Annotated in this window: 21 protein-coding genes; 8 read left to right on the top strand and 13 right to left on the bottom strand. The window is 61.9% G+C overall.

Translation table 11 applies throughout. The features are described from left to right. From ACAM54_RS31105 to ACAM54_RS31065, 9 genes are all read right to left on the bottom strand, one after another. Complete coding sequence (locus ACAM54_RS31105) at nt 1–333, bottom strand: hypothetical protein (RefSeq protein WP_369651164.1); 333 nt, start codon at nt 331–333, stop codon at nt 1–3. 194 nt (nt 334–527) lie between these two features. Next, entirely contained in the window at nt 528–1,382 is an 855-nt protein-coding gene (locus tag ACAM54_RS31100) for an alpha/beta hydrolase (RefSeq protein WP_369651165.1), read from the bottom strand. Between the two features lie 145 nt (nt 1,383–1,527). Next, complete coding sequence (locus ACAM54_RS31095; protein ID WP_186454292.1) at nt 1,528–2,106, bottom strand: pyridoxamine 5'-phosphate oxidase family protein; 579 nt, start codon at nt 2,104–2,106, stop codon at nt 1,528–1,530. Between the two features lie 92 nt (nt 2,107–2,198). Continuing rightward, nucleotides 2,199–3,293 carry an Ldh family oxidoreductase gene (locus tag ACAM54_RS31090; RefSeq protein ID WP_261380451.1) on the bottom strand — a complete coding sequence of 365 codons (1,095 nt, stop codon included), beginning with the start codon at nt 3,291–3,293 and terminating at the stop codon, nt 2,199–2,201. A 31-nt stretch (nt 3,294–3,324) separates the two neighbouring features. Beyond that, complete coding sequence (locus ACAM54_RS31085) at nt 3,325–4,551, bottom strand: ABC transporter substrate-binding protein (protein ID WP_369651166.1); 1,227 nt, start codon at nt 4,549–4,551, stop codon at nt 3,325–3,327. A gap of 117 nt (nt 4,552–4,668) precedes the next feature. Further along, nucleotides 4,669–5,685: a branched-chain amino acid ABC transporter permease gene (locus ACAM54_RS31080; protein ID WP_369651167.1), complete on the bottom strand. Its 1,017-nt coding sequence runs from the start codon at nt 5,683–5,685 to the stop codon at nt 4,669–4,671. Between the two features lie 7 nt (nt 5,686–5,692). Continuing rightward, nucleotides 5,693–6,580 (bottom strand): branched-chain amino acid ABC transporter permease, encoded by an 888-nt coding sequence (locus tag ACAM54_RS31075; protein WP_369651168.1) that lies wholly within the window; start codon nt 6,578–6,580, stop codon nt 5,693–5,695. Nucleotides 6,581–6,588: 8 nt separating this feature from the next. Then, nucleotides 6,589–7,293 (bottom strand): ABC transporter ATP-binding protein, encoded by a 705-nt coding sequence (locus ACAM54_RS31070; protein WP_209536921.1) that lies wholly within the window; start codon nt 7,291–7,293, stop codon nt 6,589–6,591. Next, a complete protein-coding gene (locus ACAM54_RS31065; protein WP_369651868.1) occupies nt 7,286–8,062 on the bottom strand; it encodes an ABC transporter ATP-binding protein in 777 nt (258 codons plus the stop codon). Before ACAM54_RS31065 ends, ACAM54_RS31070 begins: the two co-directional genes overlap by 8 nt. A 167-nt stretch (nt 8,063–8,229) precedes the next feature. Here ACAM54_RS31065 and ACAM54_RS31060 point away from each other — a divergent pair, with 167 nt between their 5' ends. Beyond that, entirely contained in the window at nt 8,230–8,976 is a 747-nt protein-coding gene (locus tag ACAM54_RS31060; protein ID WP_369651169.1) for a helix-turn-helix domain-containing protein, read from the top strand. 96 nt (nt 8,977–9,072) lie between these two features. Then, a complete protein-coding gene (locus ACAM54_RS31055; RefSeq protein WP_369651170.1) occupies nt 9,073–9,684 on the top strand; it encodes a helix-turn-helix domain-containing protein in 612 nt (203 codons plus the stop codon). A 92-nt stretch (nt 9,685–9,776) separates the two neighbouring features. Here ACAM54_RS31055 and ilvA read toward each other — a convergent pair whose 3' ends face one another. The 3 genes from ilvA to ACAM54_RS31040 all read right to left on the bottom strand — a co-directional run bounded on the left by ilvA (nt 9,777) and on the right by ACAM54_RS31040 (nt 13,892). Beyond that, nucleotides 9,777–11,324 carry a threonine ammonia-lyase, biosynthetic gene (ilvA, locus tag ACAM54_RS31050; RefSeq protein WP_369651171.1) on the bottom strand — a complete coding sequence of 516 codons (1,548 nt, stop codon included), beginning with the start codon at nt 11,322–11,324 and terminating at the stop codon, nt 9,777–9,779. 88 nt (nt 11,325–11,412) lie between these two features. Further along, nucleotides 11,413–12,174 carry an Asp/Glu racemase gene (locus ACAM54_RS31045; protein WP_369651172.1) on the bottom strand — a complete coding sequence of 254 codons (762 nt, stop codon included), beginning with the start codon at nt 12,172–12,174 and terminating at the stop codon, nt 11,413–11,415. A gap of 83 nt (nt 12,175–12,257) precedes the next feature. Then, entirely contained in the window at nt 12,258–13,892 is a 1,635-nt protein-coding gene (locus tag ACAM54_RS31040) for a PLP-dependent aminotransferase family protein (RefSeq protein WP_369651173.1), read from the bottom strand. Between the two features lie 147 nt (nt 13,893–14,039). On the opposite strand from ACAM54_RS31040, the gene ACAM54_RS31035 reads away from it, so the two are divergent. The 6 genes from ACAM54_RS31035 (at nt 14,040) to ACAM54_RS31010 (ending at nt 21,319) form a co-directional block, all read left to right on the top strand. Further along, entirely contained in the window at nt 14,040–15,485 is a 1,446-nt protein-coding gene (locus tag ACAM54_RS31035; protein ID WP_369651174.1) for an amidase, read from the top strand. A 158-nt stretch (nt 15,486–15,643) separates the two neighbouring features. Next, entirely contained in the window at nt 15,644–16,339 is a 696-nt protein-coding gene (locus tag ACAM54_RS31030; RefSeq protein WP_047787184.1) for a pyridoxamine 5'-phosphate oxidase family protein, read from the top strand. Between the two features lie 79 nt (nt 16,340–16,418). Beyond that, nucleotides 16,419–18,032, top strand: a complete 1,614-nt coding sequence (ggt, locus tag ACAM54_RS31025; protein WP_369651175.1) for a gamma-glutamyltransferase — start codon at nt 16,419–16,421, stop codon at nt 18,030–18,032. Nucleotides 18,033–18,076: 44 nt separating this feature from the next. Next, nucleotides 18,077–18,523: a nuclear transport factor 2 family protein gene (locus ACAM54_RS31020; protein WP_369651176.1), complete on the top strand. Its 447-nt coding sequence runs from the start codon at nt 18,077–18,079 to the stop codon at nt 18,521–18,523. 213 nt (nt 18,524–18,736) lie between these two features. After that, complete coding sequence (locus ACAM54_RS31015; RefSeq protein WP_369651177.1) at nt 18,737–19,708, top strand: tripartite tricarboxylate transporter substrate binding protein; 972 nt, start codon at nt 18,737–18,739, stop codon at nt 19,706–19,708. Between the two features lie 9 nt (nt 19,709–19,717). Then, nucleotides 19,718–21,319 (top strand): amidohydrolase family protein, encoded by a 1,602-nt coding sequence (locus tag ACAM54_RS31010; protein ID WP_369651178.1) that lies wholly within the window; start codon nt 19,718–19,720, stop codon nt 21,317–21,319. A gap of 276 nt (nt 21,320–21,595) precedes the next feature. Here the strand turns inward: ACAM54_RS31010 and ACAM54_RS31005 are convergent, their stop codons facing one another. After that, nucleotides 21,596–22,189, bottom strand: a complete 594-nt coding sequence (locus ACAM54_RS31005) for a cytochrome P460 family protein (protein WP_369651179.1) — start codon at nt 22,187–22,189, stop codon at nt 21,596–21,598. Nucleotides 22,190–22,286: the final 97 nt, after the last annotated feature.

The following is a 22,286-nucleotide window of genomic DNA, read 5'->3' as shown; positions in this document are numbered from 1 at the left end:
TCAACCGATCGACATAAGTGAAGCGTTCCCACCGGCAGCCGCGGTGTTGATGCTCAAGGCACGCTCGATCATGAGGCGCTCGAGCGGTACGTCTGCATCCCCGGGCTGCATGCGTTCGACGCAAACGACGGGTCCGTCACGACGAGCAAGCTGGTGCTGAATGCGCTCGACCTCATCCGCCGCCTCAGGAAGCAGTACGGAATCCAAAGCGACCTCGATTGGCAGTTTCTGCAGGAGGGCTTCTGCCTCCAAGGGCCAGATCGCGCGCGCGCCCACGGCTAACCCAGAGGACTGAAAGAAGGTTTCGCAGACGTGAACAAGGGGGGTGCTCATGGGCATGGCAGGGTATGTCTTGTTCGCTATCATCAAGTTTTAGCGATCGAACATTTGTTCGAATTTTTCGAATTTCGCAGAACTATTCAAAGTATTGACGGCCTTGAGCGAACTTGACTGTAGATCGCCGCATACTGCGTGAACTGCAGGACGGCGGCATATCGAGCGCCTGACCAGCAACGCGCAGCGCTTCGCTAGCCCGCAGTCATCGCGGTCCAAAGCGACTTGAACAACTCGCTTTCAGCGTTGGCCACTTGGTCGACAACGCTGAAATGATGCTCACCTGCAAGGCGCAGATCCTCGACGACCAACCCTCGCTCTTTGCAAAGTTCGACAAAGGTGTCGTGCTGCCAGAGGAAGCCAGCGGTTTCCGCGGCTCCGACGCACAGGATGTGCTTTGCAGCCGAAGGGCGGACCAGATCGACGGGGCTCGCCGCGTCCGCAGTCGCCCTGTCCATCCGGATCTTCTCGTTGTGGGGTGTGTCGAGGATGGGAACAAGGTCGTAGAGACCGCTGATGGCGCAATTGACCTTGACCAGGTTCTCCGGTCCGCCGAGCTTGTCCCAGTTCGTGAACGCAGACATGGCCGACAGGTGGCCGCCCGCAGAATGCCCGCCCACCGCGATTCTGCCGGGATCACCTCCATATTCACGGATGTTGTGATGTATCCATAGCAGTGCCGCTTGCACGCTGGCGACGATCTCACCGATCGTTGCCTTCGGGGCAAGCGGATAGTTGATGCAGACGCATGCCGCGCCGCGCTCGACAAACGGCTGCGCAACGTAGCTGTAGTCCGACTTGTCCAGGAAGTGCCACCAGCCGCCATGAATGAAGACGAAGACCGGCGCATTGTTGTTCCGAGCAGGAAAGATGTCGCACGTTTGCAGTTCTCCCCGCCCGTACGGTACGTCGGACCAATGTACCAGGCGCCTTCGCGTTGCCTCGCTCATCGCGCGCCAATTGTCCGAATAGCGTTGATGGTCCGGAACCGCTGCTTGGTTCCGATAGTCAAGCGGCGTTGCCGGCTGACGGTAGCTTCTAGTGGCCATGAGGTGACGAGATGGGAAGTAGTGGAAGAGGCTTGTGCACCCTTGTCGAGGCGGCGGCCGGGCGCCGGGGCACGCCGGCGCAGCAGACCTCCGTACGCCGCGAATGCACATGCTGGTCCTTGTGCGCAGTCAGCCGAAACCGCGACTAGCCCCGGCCGCGTTGGTAGTTCAGCGCGTAATCCGGAGTCCTGATGCCCGGCCGCAGATCCGGCGCATTGACCGGTGCTCCGGCCACGACGCGCAACGGTATCGTGCCGGCCCACAAGTCCAGCCCCAGGTCCTCTTCGTAGTCGCGCACGCCGAGGTCGCGGACTTTCGCAGAGACTTCGACTATTGGGAAGCGCAGCACCATCGTCGCGTCGAGCTCCTTTTGCTTTGGCGCACGCACCCGATGACCCGGCACGACGGACTGAATCACGCGGTCGACGATCTCCGCCTTGTGCGGTCCCTCCACGAGTTGCCCGCTGGAGTAAATGATGGCGGATCGATAGTCCACGCTGCAACCGAACCCGGACCGACCCGCCACAACCGCATCGATGTGGGTGACGGCGATGGCAGCCGGTACACCTTGAGCGAGGACGCACAGCATTCGATTCGTCGGGCTGCCGTGGAGATAGATGTCTTCATCGATGCGAAGGATCGTCGTCGGAATGATGCACGGCTGATCCTCGTAGATAAAACTCACGTGGCAGACGATCGCCTCGTCGATGATCGAATGGACCAACTGACGATCGTAGCTGGCACGCTCCGGCCGACGTCGGACTTGGGTACGCGGCGTTGGCGCGTACTGGGAAGTCTGGCTTGGGGCGACCATGCTCAGGCCACTGCCTTTGCAGGCTTTCCACGCAGCAGGTCGTCGCCCTCGTAGGCGTTATCCTGCCGCACATAGGTGCCGGTGCTGAACAGCTTCAGCGTGTCGTACAGTGACTTCGGCACGGTGACGCCTTCCACCACCGTACGTCCGCGGGCTTCATACCGGCGCTGCGACGGCAGCCGCGTTCCCTCCTGCTCGAGGATCTTGCTGAACAGCTGTTCCCCGTGTTCCAACTGCGCCTTGCGGTTGCCGTTCTTGAGGCATCGAACAGGGTCGATGGCAATGATCAGCTCGCCGCCGCACGGCGCGCCGGTGTTCGCGGCATCCTTCTCGCCAGCCTCGTAGCTCAGCAGATCACCGACCAACGGACCGGCGAGTAACTCGACCATCATCGCAATGGAGGCGCCCTTCACACCACCGAACGGCAGCTGAGCGCCTGCAAGAGCGGCCTTCGGGTCCGTTGTCGGCTTCCCGTCCGGGCCCACCGCCCACCCTTCGGGCAGTGGCTTGCCATCACGCAGACGAACCTGGATTTCGCCGCGTGCGCTTGCGCTCGAAGCTTGGTCGAAGACCATCGGCGGATTGTTGAGCCGGGGCCAGGCAAAGGCCATGGGGTTGGTGCCGTAAAGCGGCTTGGTGCCGCCATGCGGCGCAACGTAGGGCGCTGCGGCGACAAACGCGAACGCGACCAGGCCACGGTTCGCCAGGCGCTCGACCTCTGGCCACAAGGCCGCCACGTTGAGGGCGTTGTTGACGGCCAGTGCGGCGATGCCCGTCTCCTGCGCCCGCTTGGCGAGGAGCTCATCGCCGACTTCCAGCGCCAGCGGTGAGAAGCCATAGTGGGCATCGACTCGCACCACGGCAGGCGCAAGGTCGTCGACTGTCGGCTCCGCATCACCGGAAGCTTGCCCAGCGCGCAATGCATTGACGTAGAAGGGAATGCGGAACAAGCCGTGATGGCGGCACTCGTCGCGCTCGGCCGCAGTCACCGTGTTGGCGATGGCGTTGGCGTGGGCCTGGTTGAAGCCCTGGGCGAGCAACAGCGTTGTTGCGAGCTCATGGACCTCGTCGAGTTTCATACGGATGGAATCGCTCACTTTTTTCTCCTTGGAAGGGTTTGGAAATTGATTACTTCTTGACCAGCGGACAGGCGCTGGTGGCGAGCGGCTGGAACGCTTGCTCTGCAGGGACGGTGGCAACGACCTTGTAGTAGTCCCAGGCGCGTTTGGATTCGGCCGGCTTCTTGACCTCGACGAGGTACATGTCGTGCATCGCTTGCCCGTCCTCGCGGACGCGGCCGTTCTCGATGTTCATGTCCTTGATGGGCAGTTCGCGCATCTTGTCGGCGACCGCAGCCGCGTCATCGGTCTTGGCGGCCTCGATGGCCTTGAGGTAATGCCGCACGGCGGAGTAGACCCCCGCCTGGGTCATCGTCGGCATCGCCTTGCGGCGCGCGAAGAACTTCTCCGACCATGCGCGTGAGGCCGGGGTTCGATCCCAGTAGAACGCCGTCAGGAACTGCAGGCCTTGCGCGGCTTGCAGCCCCATGCTGTGCACATCCGTCAGAAAGACAGAGGGCGCCGCCAGCGCCTGCTTCGGGGTGATGCCGAACTCAGTCGCCTGCTTGACGATCGAGGTCATGTCGCTGCCGGCGCTCGCCGCCACGATCAGCTTGGCCTTGGAGGCCTGCCCTTGAAGCAGGTACGAACTCAGGTCCGAGGAGTTGAGGGGAAAACGCAACTCGCCGACGACCTTTCCGCCGTTGTCGGTGACGGCCTTTCGGACATCGTTCGCAAAGGCATGGCCAAACGCGTAGTCCACCGTCAGGAGATAGACGGAGTCCAGGCCGCGTTGGGTCATGAGACGGGCCAGGCCATAGCCGTTGCTGTAGCTGTTGTAGACCCACTGGGTGGACAACGGCGTGCACGCCTTTCCAGTGAAGTCGGAGGACGCTGCGGTGATCAGCGTGATCTTCTTGCGCTCGTTCGCGAGTGCCTGCACGGCGAACCCCACACTGGAGTTCGAGAAATCGGCGATCGCGTCGACGCCGTCCTTGTCGAACCAGGCTCGCGCGATGCCTGCGCCGATGTCCGCCTTGTTTTGGTGGTCCGCCCAGACAAGTTCGATCTTCTTGCCGAGCACCTGGCCACCGAACTCTTCGATCGCCAGGCGGGCGGCCTCCACCGAGCCAACGCCGGCCAAGTCTGAGTACAGGCCGGACTGGTCGTTCAGGATGCCGATCTTCACGACATCGCCTGACACTTGCGCGCTGGCAGGTCCCGGGGCGACAAGGCTCGCGATGGCGGTGAGCGCAGCCAAGCCGGCTGCGAAGAACTTGAGCGCTTTCGAGGACATGTTCATTCCTTTCTGAGGAAGTTGGTAGTGGTCATGGAAAAGGTGTCTGCACTCGCGTGCGTCCAGGGCAACCCTTGTGCATCTCATGCAAACTGAAAATCAAAAAAAAGGTGGAGCTCAGCGGTGTGGATTCGCACCCTTCGGGGCAGCAAGCCCGACAGCGCGTTCTTGATGGCCAGGGTGTTCAGCAGCCTCGGTCAGTGAACTCTTGCGAGCGCGCCATACCTCGAATTCGCCCACCAGTCCGCGACGGAAGACCATGACCACAGTGACCAGGATCACCCCCTGGATCACCATCACCCACTCACCAAGCGGAGCCAGGTATTCCTGCATGGCGAGAATGCAGACCGCTCCCACCAAGGGACCCACGACAGTACCCATGCCGCCGACCAGCACCATCAGAACCACTTCGGTGGCCATGTGCCAATTCACGTCTGTGAGTGAAGCAAGCTGAAAGACGAGCACTTTGGTTCCGCCAGCCAACCCGGTCAGCGCGGCCGAGAGCACAAACGCCAGCAACTTGTATCGATTGACCTTGTAGCCCAGCGAGACGGCTCTCGGCTCGTTGTCGCGTATGGCTTCGAGCACCTGGCCGAAAGGTGAATGAATCGTCCGGTGATAGATGGCGAACGCCGCGAGGAACATCACGAGCACGATGACATAGAGGGCCTTGTCGTCGGCGGTGTCGAGCAGGCCGAGGACCACTGGCCGAGGAACCTTCTGCAGACCGTCCTCGCCACCAGTGAACGGCGCCTGAAGGCAGAAGAAATAGACCATCTGTGCCAGGGCCAACGTGATCATCGCGAAGTAGATTCCTTGCCTTCGGATCGCGATCGCGCCGGCGATAAAGCCCAGCACCGTGCTCGCCAGGACGGCACAGAGCAGCGCAATCTCGAACGGCCAACCCCATTCCTTGAGGGTATACGCCGTGACATAGGCAGACATGCCAAAAAACATGGAATGCCCGAGTGACAACAGCCCAACATAGCCGACGAGCAAGTTGACCGCACACGCGAATATCGCGAAGCACATCACCTTCATCAGGAAGATGGGGTAGATCAGCGCGGGCGCAATCACTGCAGCCGCCAATAGGAAGACGATCGGGCGAAGTGTCAAAGAAGCGTCTTGTCTCATGGTGTTCTCACTTGATCTTTCCGAAGAGTCCCGCCGGCTTGACGAGCAGCACGATGACCATGACGAGGAAGATCACGGTGGCGGACGCCTGCGGATAGAAGAGTTTGGTCAGTCCCTCGATGGCACCCAGCGAGAATCCCGTCAGGATGGAACCCATGATCGACCCCATGCCACCGATGACGACGACCGCGAAGACGAGGATGACGAGGTTGGAGCCCATCAGCGGGCTGACTTGATAAATCGGAGCCGCCATGACCCCAGCCAGTGCCGCGAGGCCCGCGCCAAAGGCATAGGTAAGCGTGAGCAAGACAGGAACGTTGATTCCGAATGCCCGCACAACGTCAGGGTTCTCGGTCGCGGCCCGAAGGTAGCTTCCCAATCGGGTCTTCTCGAGAAGAAGCCATGTAGCCAGGCAGACCGCGAACGACGCAACCACCACCCAGGCCCGGTAGTAAGGCAGGAACATAAATCCCAGGTCCATTCCTCCCGGCATGGTGTTCGGGTAAGGCAGCCCCGATGAGCCAAAGCCCTTCCTGAACACGCCCTCGACGATCAGCATCAAGCCGAAGGTCAACAGCATCCCGTAGAGGTGGTCCAGGCGATACAGGTGACGCAGCAGCAGCCGCTCAACGAGCACAGCTGCCAGTCCGACGGCAAGCGGCGCCACCAGCAGCGCAACCCAATATCCGACGCCGGCCCACGTCAACAACATCCAGGCCATGAACGCTCCGACCATGAACTGAGCGCCGTGCAGGAAGTTGATCACATTGAGCAGGCCGAAGATGATTGCGAGGCCAAGACTCAGCATGGCGTAGAACGCCCCGTTCATCAGACCCAGCAGGAGCTGACTCATGAACGCATTTGTGGGGATACCCAAAATTGATTCGATGCCCATGTGGCGCCTCACACGCTCAGGTAGGCGCTCAACTGAGCGCTCTTGTTGTCGATCTCTGTGCTGGAGAACGTGTCGACTACTTCGCCATGCTCCACGACGTAGTGACGATCGGCGACGCTAGTCGCGAACCTCACGTTCTGCTCAACCAGTAGGATGGAGATGCCACGCGCCTTGAGCTTCTGGATGGTCAATCCGATCTGTTCGATGATCACCGGAGCCAATCCCTCGCTCGGCTCATCGAGCAACAGCAGCTGCGCGCCGGTGCGCAGGATGCGGCCGATGGCAAGCATCTGCTGCTCTCCACCGGACAGCTTCGTTCCAGGACTCTTCATGCGCGGAGCCAGATTCGGGAACAGCGTCAGGATTTCTTGGACGCTCATGCCTCCTGGGCGCACCACGGGCGGAAGCATGAGGTTTTCCTGCACAGTCAAGCCGGAGAAGATGGCCCGCTCCTCGGGGCACCACGCTATGCCGGCGCGGGCGACTGCCTCGGGAAGCCGCCCCATCAGTTCCCGGCCCTCGAACACTACGGAACCGCTTTTCCTGGCGACCAAGCCCATGATGGCGCGAAGCGTCGTCGTCTTGCCTGCACCGTTTCGGCCAAGGAGGGTGACGACCTCGCCTCGATGAACGGTGAAGTTCATTCCATGCAGAATCCGGCTCTCGCCATACTGCGCGTGCAGGTCGCCGACACGAAGATGGGCCTCAGCCATGAGCGCCTCCCATATAGGCGGACACGACCTCGGGATTCTTTGAAACGGCCTCGTAGGTTCCTTCCGCGAGCACCTCCCCGCGACACAGAACGGTGATCGTGTTCGCGAGCCGCGCGACCACGCCGAGGTTGTGCTCGACCATCAAGACGGTCCGCCCCTTCGAGACCCTTTGAATGAGCGCCGCGACGGTCTCGATGTCCTCGCGTCCCATGCCCGCCATCGGCTCGTCGAGCAAAAGCACCTGGGGGTCCAGCGCCAGAGTCGTTGCAATCTCCAGTGCGCGCTTGCGGCCGTAGGACAGCGTTCCTGCCACTTGGTCGCGCTGATGAAGCAAGCCGACCGACTCGAGAAGCCGGTCCACGTCCGCATCCAGTGCTTTGAGGCTGGAGAGCGGCTTCCAGAAGTGATACGTCGTTCCCAGCCGGCGCTGCAGCGCCACACGAACGTTTTCGCCAAGCGAGAGCTTCGGGAAGATGGCGGAGATCTGAAAAGATCTCACGAGACCCTGACTGGCAACGTCTTCGGGCGCAGCCGAAGTGATGTCCTGCCCGTTGTAGAAGATGCGGCCAGAGGTGGGCCGGATGAATCGAGTGATCAGATTGAAGCAGGTCGTCTTGCCCGCGCCATTGGGGCCGATCAGGGCGTGGATGGTCTCGCGCCGTACTCGAAGGTCCACATTGTTCACGGCGGTAAAGCCGCCGAAGTCCTTGGTTAAGCCTTCGACGACGAGCGCGTGACTGCCCACTGCGTCGGGGAGGTTCTCCGTCATGCCGGCTGAAATGCCTGGAGCTGTCATCGTTTCAAATTTGTACTAGGAACACAATGATGTGCATATCATGCACATTTGTCTATGGGGAAAGTTATTAGTCATTTTTTGCCTATGATGCACGTTCCGTGCCTGCCAAGGAACATCTCTAAGGCACGCGGAAAGGTCAGATGGGAACCGCCTTGGTGCATGCCGCACCTTTCAGTGATGCACTCAGACAGCAAACGGAACTCATGGAAGAAAACAAAGCCGATCTCGACGAGACCATCAGGACAGTGGCCAGGCGTTTGGGTGAGCGGTTGCGCGATGCACGACGCTCCAAGGCCATCACCCTTGAGGTCCTCAGCGCCAAGACCGATCTATCGGCGGGCTTTCTGTCTCGCCTCGAGCGCGGAGAGACCAGCGCTTCGATCTCCAACCTCATCGTGATCTCGGAGAGTCTGGGGATCGCATTGCGTGACTTCTTCGAGGTTGCGCAGGAATGTCCCCGACCCGACTATGTGTTGACGCGGGCAAGGAACAGGAGTTGCGAAGCTCCGCTGAGTGCCGGCGGCTACACCTACCGCCTCACCAGCGGCGATCTGGAGGGCCAACAGGTCAGCGCGTTCGAACTCGTCTACCCTGCCGGCGAGACGATGCATCCAGAGGTACTGACACACCGAGGCGAGGAAGTCCTCTATCTTCTTGAAGGCACCATGGAGTTCCGCATCGGCTCCGACACGATGGTCTTGGAGCCCGGAGACTGCGTGCACTTTGCTTGCGATCAACCGCATACCGGCGAGAACATCGGGCACGGAGAGGCACGCCTGTTGATGATTGTCTCGCCCGTCGACTCCATCGACATACCGGTTGCCCGAATGCCTGCGCGCGACCCCGACTCGGCCAGAAGCCTTACCCGGTTCACGGGCGGGAAGTAGCGCCACCGGCGCCTGCCTGTGAGCTCCACATCCTCGGTTCTTTGCCGCACCGTGCCGCGATGGTAGATTTGCACCACACACAAAATCAGCGCTGCGATGGACAAGAACAAATCAGAACTCGAGGAAAAGACCCGGGCCGTTGCAATCCGGCTCGGTGCGAGGATCAGGGAAGCCCGCCGCGCCAAGCAGATCACCCTCGAGCGTCTGAGCAAAGATACAGACCTCTCCCCGGGTTTCCTGTCGCGCCTGGAACGCGGCGAATCGAGTGCCTCGATCTCCAACCTGATCGTGATTGCAGGCCGCCTCGGCATCCCACTGGGCGATTTTTTCGAGGATCCTGATGCAAAAGCCGCTCCGCACTACACCCTGAACAGAGCCAAGGACCGCGGTGGCGAACCGCCACTTACTGCTCGGGGCTACTCGTACCACCTCATGAGCGGAGAGCTCATCGATCAGCAGATGAGCGCTTTTGAACTGGTCTACCCGGCGGGCGAGTCGATGAACCCGGAGGTCCTGACGCACGCAGGCGAGGAAGTGCTGTACCTGTTGGACGGGCGGTTTGAATTCCGAATCGGCGACAAAACACTGGTGCTCGAGCCAGGCGACTGCGTCCACTTCTCTTGCGAACAGCCACACAGCGGCAAGAACGTGGGCCATTCACCCGCGCGGCTCCTCATGATAGTGACGCCGGTCAACTCTTTCGGGTGAATGAAGGTGCCAGCGCGCTCCCCTCGTGCTGCCGGTGGTTTCTGCCTCACTGGAAATGCGTGATCGCAGCCTGCGGATGGGCCTAGACCAGATCATTGAACTGGTCTAGGCCCCAGGAAAAGCCGATAGGAAGGAGCGGACGTGAGCTCCTCGTGCGGATAGCCCACTCTCTCTAGAACACGGTGGAAATCGTCCTCGTCTGGGCTGGGCGCCTGCAGGCCAACCAACACCCGGCCATAGTCGGCGCCTTGGTTGCGGTAGTGGAACATCGTGATGTTCCAGTTGGGCGGCAAAGACGAGAGAAATTGCATCAAGGCACCCGGACGCTCCGGAAAGACGAACTGCAGCACACGCTCGCCCGCGGCGAGCGGCGAGCGCCCGCCCACCATGTGCCGCATGTGCTCCTTGGCCAGTTCATCGTGCGTCAGATCTTGGGCGGAGAAGCCAGCCTGCGCCAGGACTTCCGCAACGCGTGTCGTTTCCCCTGCGGAGTGGATCGTCAACCCGGCCAGCACCGAGGCATTCTCGGCGTCGCATACACGGTACTTGAGTTCCGTGATGCTGCGGGCGGGGCCGGACAGCGCGTCGATGGTCTTGCACAGGCGCAACAGGCTTCCAGGTGATTCGGGAAGCGAGACCGCGAGCAGGCCCTCCCGCTCTTCACCGATCTCCGCCCGTTCCGCAACGAACCGGAGCCTGTCGAAGTTCATGTTGGCGCCGCTGAGAATGGCCACATACGTCTCTCCGCGCGTCTTTCGCTGCTTGACGTACTGCTTCACGGCGGCCACTGCCAGCGCCCCGGCCGGTTCCACGATGCTGCGAGTGTCGGTGAATACATCCTTGATCGCCGCACAGATGGAGTCCGTATCCACCGTCACATAGTCGTCCACAAGGCTGCTGGCGATGCGAAAGGTCTCCGCGCCCACGTGCTTCACGGCCGTTCCATCCGAGAACAAGCCCACGTCGCCCAACGTGACGCGTTTGCGAGCCAGAGCCGATCGCGCCATGGCATCCGAGTCGACGGTCTGCACCCCGATCACTTGAACCTCCGGGCGGACCGCCTTGACGTACGCAGCGACGCCAGCGATCAACCCGCCGCCGCCGACTGGTACGAACACGGCTTGCAGCGACGCCTGGTGCTGCCTCAGGATCTCCATCCCTACCGTGCCTTGCCCGGCGATCACATCGGGGTCGTCGAAGGGATGCACAAACGTCAACCCGCCTGCCTCCTGTAGTTCCAGGGCATGAGCGTAAGCCTCGGAGTAGCTCTCCCCGTGCAGCACCACGGTGCCCCCCAGTCCCTTGACCGCCTCGATCTTGACGCGCGGCGCGGTAAAAGGCATGACGATGACCGCGGTCGCGCCCAAGCGCCGCGCGGCAAGTGCGACACCTTGAGCATGGTTACCCGCAGAGGCACAGATCACCCCGCGACGCATCTCCTCGGGCGACAACTGTGCGATCTTGTTGTAGGCGCCGCGGAGCTTGAAGCTGAACACGGCCTGCTGGTCTTCGCGCTTCAGGAGAACCTGATTGCCGAGCCGGCTCGACAACTCTCTGGCAGGCTGCAACGGGGTTTCCACGGCCACGTCGTACACACGGGCCGTGAGGATCCTCTTCAGGTATTCGTTGAGGTCGAGCATCAGAGGTGACGGCGTTCTCGCGGACGACGGTGCGGCAGCGAAGCATGTCGCAAGAGGCGGGAACTCCGTCGGAGGACGCCTGCCACGGCTAGTCTGCGTAGAGGCGTCCGAGCGAGCCCTGGAACTTCTTGATGCCGGCAAGCTTCTGCATGTGCCATGCCAGCGCATGATTGCTTGAAGTCGCGGGCTTGCCCGTGAGGCGCTCGATGATCGGAATGGCACCGAAGCTCGGCAGCGTGGTGCATGAGATGAAGACACCATCGACGTCCGACTTCACTCCACCGCCCGCATGGACGGCGGCCTCGACCACGCTGTTCGTGGAAATGGCGCCCACCTTCAGGTCATCGGGCTCTTCGAACGAGACCACGGAGTCCACGTCCAGCCCGCGGGCGCGCAGTCCGTCCACGATCTTCCGGTTCACCGCGCTCTCGTAGGGGGTGACCAGCTTGATCTTCTTCATGCCCAGCGACGTGCATGCCGCGATGCAAGCAGTAACCGGTTCGGTCACCTGCACGCCCGGATGTGCTTGGCGGATGATGCTTGCGATGCGTTCCTCTCCCAGGAGCATCGTGGCCGACGTGCAGCCGTAGCCCACCACATGCGGCTTGAACTCGGCGGGGATCAAGGCCGCCGTCGGCTGCAGCAAGTCCGACATGGCCTCCAAGGTCGCGGCGGTGATCTCGAAGTCGTTGAAGATGCGACTGTGGTACAGGGAGACGGGCTGCGAGGTTGGAAGGCTCGATCGCACCTCGCCCTCGATGGTGCGGTCCGTGCGCAGCACGATCAGCGCCAGGCGCCGTGCCTCTGTGTCATCTTGAGCGAGTTCGTAGCCAATTCGAGTCTGAAGCATAAGCGGTTCCCTTCGTGATCCGGGAAGCGTATGCACCGAAGGGCTCCTGCTGCAGGCCACTTCGCGCCGGTTACTCAGACCAGTTAAGCAGCAGTCGACGCGCCTTGGCCCCAGACCACTTCGAGTCGGTCGATGGCCGCCTTCATCTGAGCCTCGTTGCTCGAAGCAAAGCCAAACTGGAACCCACGCTGCGGTTCCACATGGACGAAGTACTGAGACAGGGGCGGACAGACGATATTCGCATTGCGAGCACGGCGTGAGAGGGCCACGTCGTCCATCGGGCGCTTCGCGACCGCCGCGAGGTTCAGTCCAGCCGGATCCGAGATGACCGACAGCATCAGTCCCATCCTCTGGGAGATCAGCTCGCACAGCAGCGAGTGGCGTGCCGAGTAGATCTCTCGCAATCGGCGGATGTGCGAGTAAAAAGCTCCCCGTTCGATGAACTGGAGCATGGCGGCCTGGATCACGCCCGGAGGACAGCCGTCCGACCAGGTTCGGATACTCAGGAAAACATCAACGAGTTCTTCCGGGACGACGAGGTAACCCAGCCTCAAGGACGGAAACATGATCTTGTTGAACGTTCCAGCATAGATCACCCGGCTGTACTCGTCAGACCCCTGCAGGGAAGGCAAGGGCTTGCCGTCATACCGAAATTCGCTGCTGTAGTCGTCTTCAAAGATGAAGCACGATGTCCGGCGCGCCCACTCGAGGAGTGCCCGGCGGCGCGCGAGGCTCATGGTTCTACCCATCGGATACTGATGCGACGGGGTGGTGTAGAGCAACTTGGCGCCGCCGTTGTCATCCGGCACCATGACACCTTCTTCATCTAGCGGGACACCCCTCAGATTCAATCCCGCCGACAGCATGGCATTCCTGGCGCCCAGGAAGCCCGGGTCCTCAATCAACACCCGGTCACCCGGCTGCGTCAGCACGCGCAAGGTGAGATCGAACGCGTGCTGAGCACCAGAGACAATGATGATCTGGTCCGCCGTGCAACGGACCCCACGTGCACTCGCCAGGTAGCCGGCAAGTGCCTCCCGAAGCGGCCTGTAGCCGGCCGGGTCGCGAGTTTCCAGCAGGGCGGCCGTCGCGTGCTTCCAGGACTTTGCGCAGAAGTCGCTCCAGGAGTGATAGGGGAACTGATCGATTGCCGGCATCCCTGGAGCGAAAGGCGTAGCCACTGACAGGCTTTGCAAATCCATCAAGCTGGTGCTGCGCGAGACATGCTTTGGCAAGGTGTCCAGCAAGGCAACCTGCTGCTGGATGGCCACGGCGCCCGGCACGTGGCTGCGTTTGAGCGAGCTTGGCGCGGGCGCGGCACTCCCGGTCAACAAGTCGGCTGATCGCTCGCGCACTCGCGAGCCGGAGCCGACGCGGGTCTCGATGAATCCCTCTGCGCTGAGTCTGGCGATGACACTGAGCGCCGTGGCCCTGCCGATGTCGAGCGTTCGGGCGAGCTCGCGCGTCGACGGCAGGAGGTCGCCTGATTTCAGGCCGCCGGTGACGATCAGGTGTTCAATCCCGGTGGCAACCTGGTCCACCACGGTCACCGGGCTTTGCCGGTTGATCACCAGGGTCTCGAGCAGGCGTGCCCTGGACGCCCGCGCTCGCCGTCGCCGGGGCTTGGGCTGCGCACCAAAGTGGTTCGACTCATCGATTGAAAGTGGCCCGTTCATCGCGCTGTTCCCCGTCAAGAATGCGCCAAGTCGCTTCGGCATGGTGCCGAGTGTGGCTCGCTGATGATGCAAGTGGCATGCCACTTACATGACAGACGACGTTAAGTGGCTCGACGCGGGGGGTCTGTTATGCGCCCGGCCGCGGTTCAAGGAGAAATGATGAGTGAAACCGCCTCCGTGAGGCCTGCCTTGACCGACCTGACGGCTTCCGAACTCGCCGATGGCCTGCGGCGCCGGTCGTTCTCTTGCCGCGAGCTGATGCAGGCCACGGTCGATCGCATTCATGCGCTCAACCCCATCTTCAACACTATCGTAAACATGGCTCCGGTCGAGAAGCTATTGGCCGAAGCCGATGCTGCTGACGCCGAACTGGCCAGCGGCAAGGTGCGGGGCTGGCTGCATGGCATCCCCATGGCCGTCAAGGATTTCGCAGACGTCCTTGGCTTCCCCACCACGAAAGGTTGCGAGCTGCTGGCCCGCAATATGCCGACGAGCGACTCCATCCTGACCGCACGCATGAAGGCCGCCGGCTGCATCGTGATCGGCAAGACGACGACGCCTGAGTTCGGACTGGGCTCGCATACGTTCAGCACTCTGTGGGGTGTGACCCGCAATGCATGGGATCCGGCAGTGAGCGCCGGCGGCAGCAGCGGAGGCGCGGCCGTTTCCCTGGCGCAGCGCATGCTCCCTATTGCGGACGGGTCAGACGGAATGGGTTCACTGCGGAACCCGGCAGGCTGGAACCATGTCTTCGGTATGCGCCCGTCGCAAGGAAGGGTGCCCCAGGCTGGAATGTCGGACGTGTGGATCGACCTGCTCTCGAACGAGGGTCCCATGGGCCGTAGCATCCGCGATGTGGGGCGGCTTCTGACCACACAAAGCGGTTTCGATCCGCGTTCGCCGCTTTCCATGCAGATGCCTTTGGGCTGGAACGAAAACGAAGCCGTCGATCCGGGGATTTTCAGCGGCATGCGCATAGGCTGGCTGGGCGACCTTGGCGGCCACCTCGCGATGGAAACCGGGGTGCTGGACGCCTGTCGCGAAGCGCTGCGTCACCTCGAAGCGGCGGGCGCCGTGGTCGAGGAGGTGCCATTGGGGTTCGATCCCAAGCAACTGTGGGAATGCTGGCTGACTTGGCGCCGCGCAGGCGCGGGGCCACGTGTCGGCGCGCTCATGCAACTGCCAGGTGCCAAGGAGAAGATCAAGCCGGAGGCTCAGTGGGAGTACGAGTGCTCACGCGGCATGAGCTTCACCGATTTCCGTCAGGCAAGCCAGGTTCGCACGAACTACTACCAGCACATGCGCACCATGCTGGATCAGTGGGACCTGCTCGTGCTGCCCTCCGCGCAGTGTTGGCCATTCAACGCGGAGGAGCGCTGGCCCAAGCAGATCGCGGGACGCGAGATGGACACTTACCACCGCTGGATGGAGGTCGCAATCTATGCCACCCTGGGCGGCTTGCCGGCCTTGGTGGTACCCGCCGGCTTCCATGCGAACGGCCGTTGGCCCATGGGCATCCAGCTGATCGGCCCGTACGGCGGCGACGCCAAGGTTCTTCGTGCAGGAGCGGCATACGAGCAGATCCGCGGGGACTTCATCGCGAGGCGACCGGCATCGGTCGGACCCGCGAAGTAGATCGGGACGGCCGCGCAGCATGCCCGCTCGCAAAGTGGCCTGCAGCAACGCCGCGAAGTGGCCCGACAGTGACACTTAGATCCGTCAAGAATCGTTAGCAAGACACTTTTCGCACCCCGCGCTCCAGGGGAACAGCCCCGCAATCCGAAGGAAAGTCGATGACTGAGAAGTACGAAGTGACAGAGCGGACGAAGCTAACCCGTCGTCCGCACCGTGGGATCTACGACAAGGAGGCCATCCACGCCATCCTGGACGAAGGGTTCATGTGCAATGTGGCCTACGTCCACGAAGGCGCGCCCCGCGTTTTGCCGACTGGCTACGGCCGGATTGGCGACTACATCTACATTCACGGCTCCAACCAGAGCACCATGCTCAGCGCGGCGCTGAGTGGGGAGGTGTGCGTCCTTGTCACTCATGTGGATGGCCTGGTTTTGGCACGCGCACTCTACAACCACTCCGTTAACTACCGGTCCGTGGTGGTGTTCGGGCGTCCAGAAGAAGTGACGGATCCACAGGAAAAAATCGCCTCCTTCGAGGCCTACGCGCGCCACGTCCTGAAAGGCCGTTTTGCCGATGTGAGGCCTCCGAACTCCAAGGAGTTGAACAGCACGACGGTGATGCGCATTCCCATTGCCGAGGCTGTGGCAAAGATGCGGTCGGGCCCGCCCACCGATTTCGAGTTCGATCTTGACCGCGATTGCTGGGCCGGTGAACTGCTGATCAAGCAGGTCTTCGCGGGTGCCATCCGCGATCCCCAAGGTCGGCAGGACGTCCCGGTGCCGCGGTACATCGAGGAGTACGAGAAGCTGCCCAGCGTGGAACGGCAGGAGGTCGACAACACTCCGGACGCATGACGCTCCGATAGCACACTCCGCCCGGCCAAGCGGCAGCGGGCCACCGGCGCCGTGGGCTCAACTTGATACAAGAGTCGACATGAGCAGCAAAGGAATGGTGAGCTGTCCGCAGCCTGAAGCGGCCGAGTCGGGCGTTGAAATCCTGCGGGCAGGCGGGAGCGCGGTCGACGCGGCAGTCGCCTGCGCCCTTGTGCAAACCGTGGTGGATCCGCTGATGTGCAGCATCGGCGGCTTCGGCACGGCCGTCGTACACCGCCCAGAAGCCGGCATTCACGAGTATGTGGACTTCCACGCTCCCGCGCCGCTTGGCGCTCGCGCAGACATGTGGGAGCACTTGCTGGAGGGTGAGACGCGCGACGGTTTCGGCTTCAGCATCAAGGGCCGCTTGAACGACATCGGCTACCAAGCCATCGCCGTTCCGGGAACGCTCAGCGGGCTGGAGCGCCTGCACGAGCGGCATGGCCGCCTTCCGTGGCGAGAAGTGGTCGCGCCTGCCATTGCATGGGCCCGGGACGGGTTCATGGTACGGCCGGCGATGTATGCGTTCTGGATCGACGAACCGCTCGCGGGCCGAGCAAGCAACAGAGATCGACTCCTCTACTCGGCCTCCGGTCGGGAACTTTTCTGCCGGCCGGACGGCACTCCCAAGACCATCGGCACGCCGCTGCGCAACCCGGACTACGCCAACACGCTGGAAACGATCGCGCGTGATGGCGCAGCGTCCTTCTACCGCGGTGAACTCGCCCACCGTATGGTGGAGGACTTTGCTGCCCACGGCGGCCTGCTGTCTTTGCAAGATCTCGCGACTTACGCACCACGCGAGAACGCTCCGCTGGCAGGAACCTACAGGGACCGGCGCATCACCACCAACCAGCCTCCCGGTGGCGGCGCGATGCTGCTCCAGATGCTCAACATCTTGGAGCAGTTCGACCTGAAGGCGTTCGGGCACAACACGCCGGAATACATCCGCATCGTATGCGAGGCCATGAAGCGCGCCACCATCGACAAAGACCGTCATCTCGGCGATCCGGCGTTTCTAGAGGTGCCGCTGGATCGCCTGCTCTCAAAAGCCTACGCGGTGCAGGCTGCTGCCGCCATCAAGGCCGGCGAGAAGGCCGACGTGCCCCGTCTCAACTTGGAGGCGCCTGTTCCCAAGGACACGACGCACCTGTCCGTGGTGGATGGTGAACGCAATTGTGCCGCCATCACGCATTCGCTCGCGATGCCGTCCGGTGTGATGACGCCCGGCCTTGGCTTCATGTACAACGGCTGCATGGGCGTGTTCGACCCGCGACCAGGCAGAACGGGCAGCATCGCACCCGGAAAAGCACGGTTCACTTCGGCCTGTCCCACCATCGTGTTCCGCGGAGACGAGCCCGAAATTGTGCTTGGCGCGCCAGGCGGGACGCAGATCGCGATGGGCGTGCTGCAGGCAATCCTGAACGTTGCGGATCATGGGATGAACATGCAAGAGGCCGTATCTGCTCCGCGCTTCTCGTCCACGAGCAACATCATCGATATTTCGAATCGCATTCCACGCTCCGTGTCCCGGCCGCTCGAGAGTCTGGGCTACGAAGTGGTTCGGAACCCCTTCGGGTACACGATTGCTTCTGTGCACGGGATCCGCATCAACGGCGAACGGCTCGAGGGTGGCGCCGACCCTGGCCGCGACGGCGTGGCTTACGAGGCTTGATCGTCAGGCGACCTGATTGCACCTTTATTTACCGGAGAGATCCCATGACCGATTGGAAGAGCTATCAAGACGGCAGTGCAGCCCTCGATGCGGAGACCGCACAGAATTGGCTGAATCAAGTGGTGGCGACCTGCAGCACCTTGGATCCTGAGCTCATCCTAGATATCTTCACGGATGACGTTATCGCCGACCTCGGCGCAGTCTTCCTTACCGGCAAGGAGCAGCTGCGTCCGATCATCCGTGAGCGATATTCGAGATACACCCACTACGACCTTCGCAAGACTGTTCGCGCAATCGCCGGCGACCTGGTTATCTGTGACGCGCGATTGCGCTGGAAGTCACCTGAACACTCAACACTGCAGCACACTCGAGCCATCGAGATTCTTCAAGTCCGCGATGGCCGAATTGCACGCTGGGACAATGCGAGTTCGTCGTGGTCTGCCGCTGAGGGTGAGGGTGTTCGCCTGGGGGCTGATGACGCAGTTGCGTGACCTTGCGCACGCGTGCCCTCCTCTGACCTTGCGGCTTGAGAAAAAACCCGGACATGCATGTCCTGCCGGGCGCACCGGCGCGCGGCGCCCTTTGCCCCTCGATAAGTAGTTCATCCGGAAACCCGCAACCGGTCTTTCCCTTTTCGACAAAGTGGTACGCGGGACAGAAATCGACCCAACTAGATTGGGAACTTCACTACCCAGGAACCCACCATGTCTTTCCGCAATCTCGCATTTGGCGCCCTGCTGGCGGCCATCCTTCTGCCGGCTTCCGCGCAGACCGAAAAGTTCCCATCCCGACCGATCAGGCTGGTCGTGCCTTGGAGCGCAGGGGGCAACACGGACGGTATTGCGCGGCTGATGGCCTTGAAGCTGTCGGAGCGAATAAACCAACAGGTGGTGGTAGACAACAAGCCCGGAGCGAACGGAATCGTCGGCACGACGGCCGTCGCTCGTGCGCAGCCTGACGGCTATACCCTCATGTTGGCACTGCCGGAGACAAACGTGCTGAACCCGATGGTGTACAAGAACATCAGCTATACCTCGAAGGATCTGGACCCGGTGGCATTCATGGGCATCATGCCTTTTGCGCTCGTTGCCAATCCGAGCTCGAAGGCTGCCAGTGTTCCGGATCTCGTTCGCGTGGCAAAGCAGCAGCCCGGCTCGGTGTCCGCAGCAAGCTGGGGGGTTGGAAGCACCGCGCACGCCGCTATCGCATTGATGGAGCAGGCCGCACACGTGGAACTCTTGCACGTTCCCTTTCCGGGTACCGCTCCTGCGCTGACCCAAGTGTTCAGCGGACAGATCGATCTCATGTTCCTGTCGGCGCTAAGTGCCACTGAGCTCGCAAAATCGGGCAAGGTGAAGGTACTCGGAGTCACCGTGGACAAGCGGATGGACTCTTTCCCTGACGTCCCAACCCTTGCAGAACAGGGCCTCCCTGGAATCGACGTTTCACTCTGGTACGGCATCGCGGCGCCCGCCAAGACGCCCTCTGCCATCAAGGATTACCTGGCGAAGGAAATCCTGGAAGTCTTGAAGGACCCCGCAGTGCTGCAAGACTTGCGAGGCCGGGGCATGGTAGTCCAGCCCAAAAATGCCGGCGAATTCTCTCGCTTCATTGCGGCCGAAGAAGGACGTTGGTCAGGCCTGATCAAGGCGAAGAACATTCGCATCGACAACTGAGGCCAACTCATGGTGATCGATTACCTACTCGTCGGCGGCCAGGTTGTCGCCAGCGAGGGCCAAGCGGAGCCCTTCATCGGCACGGTGGCAATCGCAGGCGAACGAATCGTGTGGGTGCAGCAAGGCATCGTTGACGTACCCGCGCGTCAGAGGATCGACTGCTCTGGCCTGATCGTTGCACCTGGGTTCATCGATATTCATACCCACTCGGATGCTGCATTTCTCAAGGATTCCGGTGGCCAGAGTCAGATCACTCAGGGAGTCACAACCGAGATTGCCGGCAACTGCGGTCATAGCTGTGCACCTTGCGCCGACCCAATTTTGCTGAGGAAGCACCTTCTCGCGGTGCAGGACTCGACAGAGATCACCTGGAGGACGTTCGCCGAGTACCTCGACGTGCTGCAGGCCACGCGCCCCGTATTGAACGTCGCTTCATACGTCGGCCACGGTACGGTTCGCCTTGCTGTCAAGGGAACAGCCAGTTCGGCAGCCGGCGCGGACGAACTCTCAGCGATGGGGAAGTATCTGCGCCAAGCGCTTGACGACGGCGCGATTGGTATCTCCACTGGGCTGGAGTACGCGCCAGGCATGCACGCGACCGCTGTGGAACTCTTGGAGGCAGGTGCGATTGCGGCGGAGTTCGACGTGGTGTACGCCAGTCACGTCCGCAACCGCGACTGGTTGATCGAAATGGGGGTCGGTGAAGCGCTCGGCATCGCTCGCACGACCCAGTCCAAACTCCAGCTGTCTCACATAGCTCCAAAATACGGCGCGCCGCAGGGCGCTGCGGATCGTCTGCTGGAGATGGTGCGCTGGGCGCGCGAGGATGGCGCCGATGTGGGCTTCGATGTCATTCCCGATGAATGGGGGCCCACGAAAGTCATTGCGTCTCTCCCGGCTTGGGCACTTGAGCTGCCAAGCGACGACCTGCGGTCCCTACTGCGACCTGGACCTTCCCGTGCGCGCTTGCAGGAGAACGCATTTCCCAACTGGAAGTTGCTCGCCGACCACCGGTGGGACTGGCTGGTTCTCTACCATTGCGGAGCGAACCCGTCCTACATGGGAAAAACCATTCAGCAGATTGCCGTCGAGCGGCAATCCACGCCTTGGGATTGCATCTGCGACCTCCTCCTGGAAGAAGGCGCCGAGATGTCTCGCTTGATGTGGTGCGGACGGGTATCGAGTCAAGCAGACATCGACACATTGATCCGGCAGCCCGACTGCATGGTGATTTCCGATGGCGTGTCCGTCAGTGAAGTGGGCGCTTTGAAAGACCTGCGGTTCTCGCCGATCGCTTTCTCGTGGGCAGCGTCGTTCCTTCAGAAGTACGTGAGAGATCAGCGCGTCCTGGATATCGTCGAGGCTGTAGGACGCCTGACCTGGACTCCTGCACGGCGTTTCCGGCTGGAGCATCGGGGAGAACTCCGGGCTGGATACTACGCGGACCTAGCAGTCTTCGATCTCGATCGAATCCACTGTCACTCGACATTGGAGAACCCGAACGTCAGGTCGACAGGTGTGACTCACGTTTTTGTCAACGGCGCAGCCGTGATGCGCGACGCCGCGATGACTGAAGCGCGACCCGGCAAGGTCCTGCGGCGCGGGGCGTAACCAAGCCCGCACCATGGTCAGCGATTCCGTGAGCAGGACCTCACGTGCGAGCACATTCTTCCGAAAAGCCGAGGCGGCGGCTGGGACTGGATGAAGCTGGTCTATCTTCCCTATGTTCCCAGCCGATGGGAGGACTTCCTTCTGGAGGGACGGAACGTGCGAGCCGACGTGCACGAGCGGCTGGCGAGCCGGCTTCCGAAAGGCTCCAGGCTCAACTGAAAGACGAAGGGGCGCTTCCGCAAGGGAGCGCCCTTTTTTTTGCCCGCCGTTCGCGCCTCAACGCGCGAACCGCGTGAACACGTAGTCGTGGTTCTTCACCAGCGCCTGGTGGCAGGCAAAGCAGGTCTGGTGCTGCGCCAGGTCCACGGGCTTGCCATCGACGAAGCGGCCGAATCCCCATCCGCCGGTGGCCGCGTATTTCTTCGAGTCCTTCACCATCACCTGCACGGTGGTCGCTGCGCCGGGAATCGACGCGGGCGCGAACTCCGGCGATTGCACATGTTTCCATGCCAGCTTGGTGAGGATGGTTCCGTCCGGGAACGGCAGCGTGCCCTGGTCGTAGGCCTGGATCGCCTTGGTGTTGCCGAGCACCACGCGCAGTTCGTTCAACGGCTCTGCCTCGATCGCCGGCGCGATCAGCTGCCACTGCCGATAGCCCTTGGGAATGGTGACGCCATACAAGGGCGAGGCATCTGAAATCTTCACGTCCTCCGCGGCGCTGGAAGTCGCGGCGAACACGCCGGCCGCCGCCGCGAGCGCAAGCAGGCCGAGGCCGCTGAGCTTGGCCAGCGTGCGCCGGCATGAAGCCAGGCATGCATGGCGGGCGATGGCGTCCGGGGCGGACACCTGCTGTGTGTTGTTTCGATTCATGAGGCGGACCTTGTGTGTTGGGAATTGCCGCCGGGCGCGAAGGCCCCGCAGCGCCTGAACGCGTGGATTGTTCAGCGCCCCTGTCGCTTCCAAACGG

Source organism: Variovorax sp. V93 (assembly GCF_041154485.1).
Taxonomy (GTDB): domain Bacteria; phylum Pseudomonadota; class Gammaproteobacteria; order Burkholderiales; family Burkholderiaceae_C; genus Variovorax; species Variovorax beijingensis_A.
Note: the sequence above shows the minus strand (reverse complement) of the source record. Positions and strands in the feature narration are given on the sequence as shown.

Bases quoted from the DNA above. Each gene is read 5' to 3' on its own strand.
- ACAM54_RS31040 (WP_369651173.1), bottom strand. From the start codon at position 13,892: ATGCCGAAGCGACTTGGCGCATTCTTGACGGGGAACAGCGCGATGAAC.
- ACAM54_RS31005 (WP_369651179.1), bottom strand. From the start codon at position 22,189: ATGAATCGAAACAACACACAGCAGGTGTCCGCCCCGGACGCCATCGCC.
- ACAM54_RS31080 (WP_369651167.1), bottom strand. From the start codon at position 5,685: ATGAGACAAGACGCTTCTTTGACACTTCGCCCGATCGTCTTCCTATTG.
- ACAM54_RS31070 (WP_209536921.1), bottom strand. From the start codon at position 7,293: ATGGCTGAGGCCCATCTTCGTGTCGGCGACCTGCACGCGCAGTATGGC.
- ACAM54_RS31045 (WP_369651172.1), bottom strand. From the start codon at position 12,174: ATGCTTCAGACTCGAATTGGCTACGAACTCGCTCAAGATGACACAGAG.
- ggt (WP_369651175.1), top strand. From the start codon at position 16,419: ATGAGCAGCAAAGGAATGGTGAGCTGTCCGCAGCCTGAAGCGGCCGAG.
- ACAM54_RS31020 (WP_369651176.1), top strand. From the start codon at position 18,077: ATGACCGATTGGAAGAGCTATCAAGACGGCAGTGCAGCCCTCGATGCG.
- ACAM54_RS31055 (WP_369651170.1), top strand. From the start codon at position 9,073: ATGGACAAGAACAAATCAGAACTCGAGGAAAAGACCCGGGCCGTTGCA.
- ACAM54_RS31085 (WP_369651166.1), bottom strand. From the start codon at position 4,551: ATGTCCTCGAAAGCGCTCAAGTTCTTCGCAGCCGGCTTGGCTGCGCTC.
- ACAM54_RS31100 (WP_369651165.1), bottom strand. From the start codon at position 1,382: ATGGCCACTAGAAGCTACCGTCAGCCGGCAACGCCGCTTGACTATCGG.
- ACAM54_RS31030 (WP_047787184.1), top strand. From the start codon at position 15,644: ATGACTGAGAAGTACGAAGTGACAGAGCGGACGAAGCTAACCCGTCGT.
- ilvA (WP_369651171.1), bottom strand. From the start codon at position 11,324: ATGCTCGACCTCAACGAATACCTGAAGAGGATCCTCACGGCCCGTGTG.
- ACAM54_RS31075 (WP_369651168.1), bottom strand. From the start codon at position 6,580: ATGGGCATCGAATCAATTTTGGGTATCCCCACAAATGCGTTCATGAGT.
- ACAM54_RS31065 (WP_369651868.1), bottom strand. From the start codon at position 8,062: ATGACGGAGAACCTCCCCGACGCAGTGGGCAGTCACGCGCTCGTCGTC.
- ACAM54_RS31010 (WP_369651178.1), top strand. From the start codon at position 19,718: ATGGTGATCGATTACCTACTCGTCGGCGGCCAGGTTGTCGCCAGCGAG.
- ACAM54_RS31015 (WP_369651177.1), top strand. From the start codon at position 18,737: ATGTCTTTCCGCAATCTCGCATTTGGCGCCCTGCTGGCGGCCATCCTT.
- ACAM54_RS31105 (WP_369651164.1), bottom strand. From the start codon at position 333: ATGAGCACCCCCCTTGTTCACGTCTGCGAAACCTTCTTTCAGTCCTCT.
- ACAM54_RS31060 (WP_369651169.1), top strand. From the start codon at position 8,230: ATGGGAACCGCCTTGGTGCATGCCGCACCTTTCAGTGATGCACTCAGA.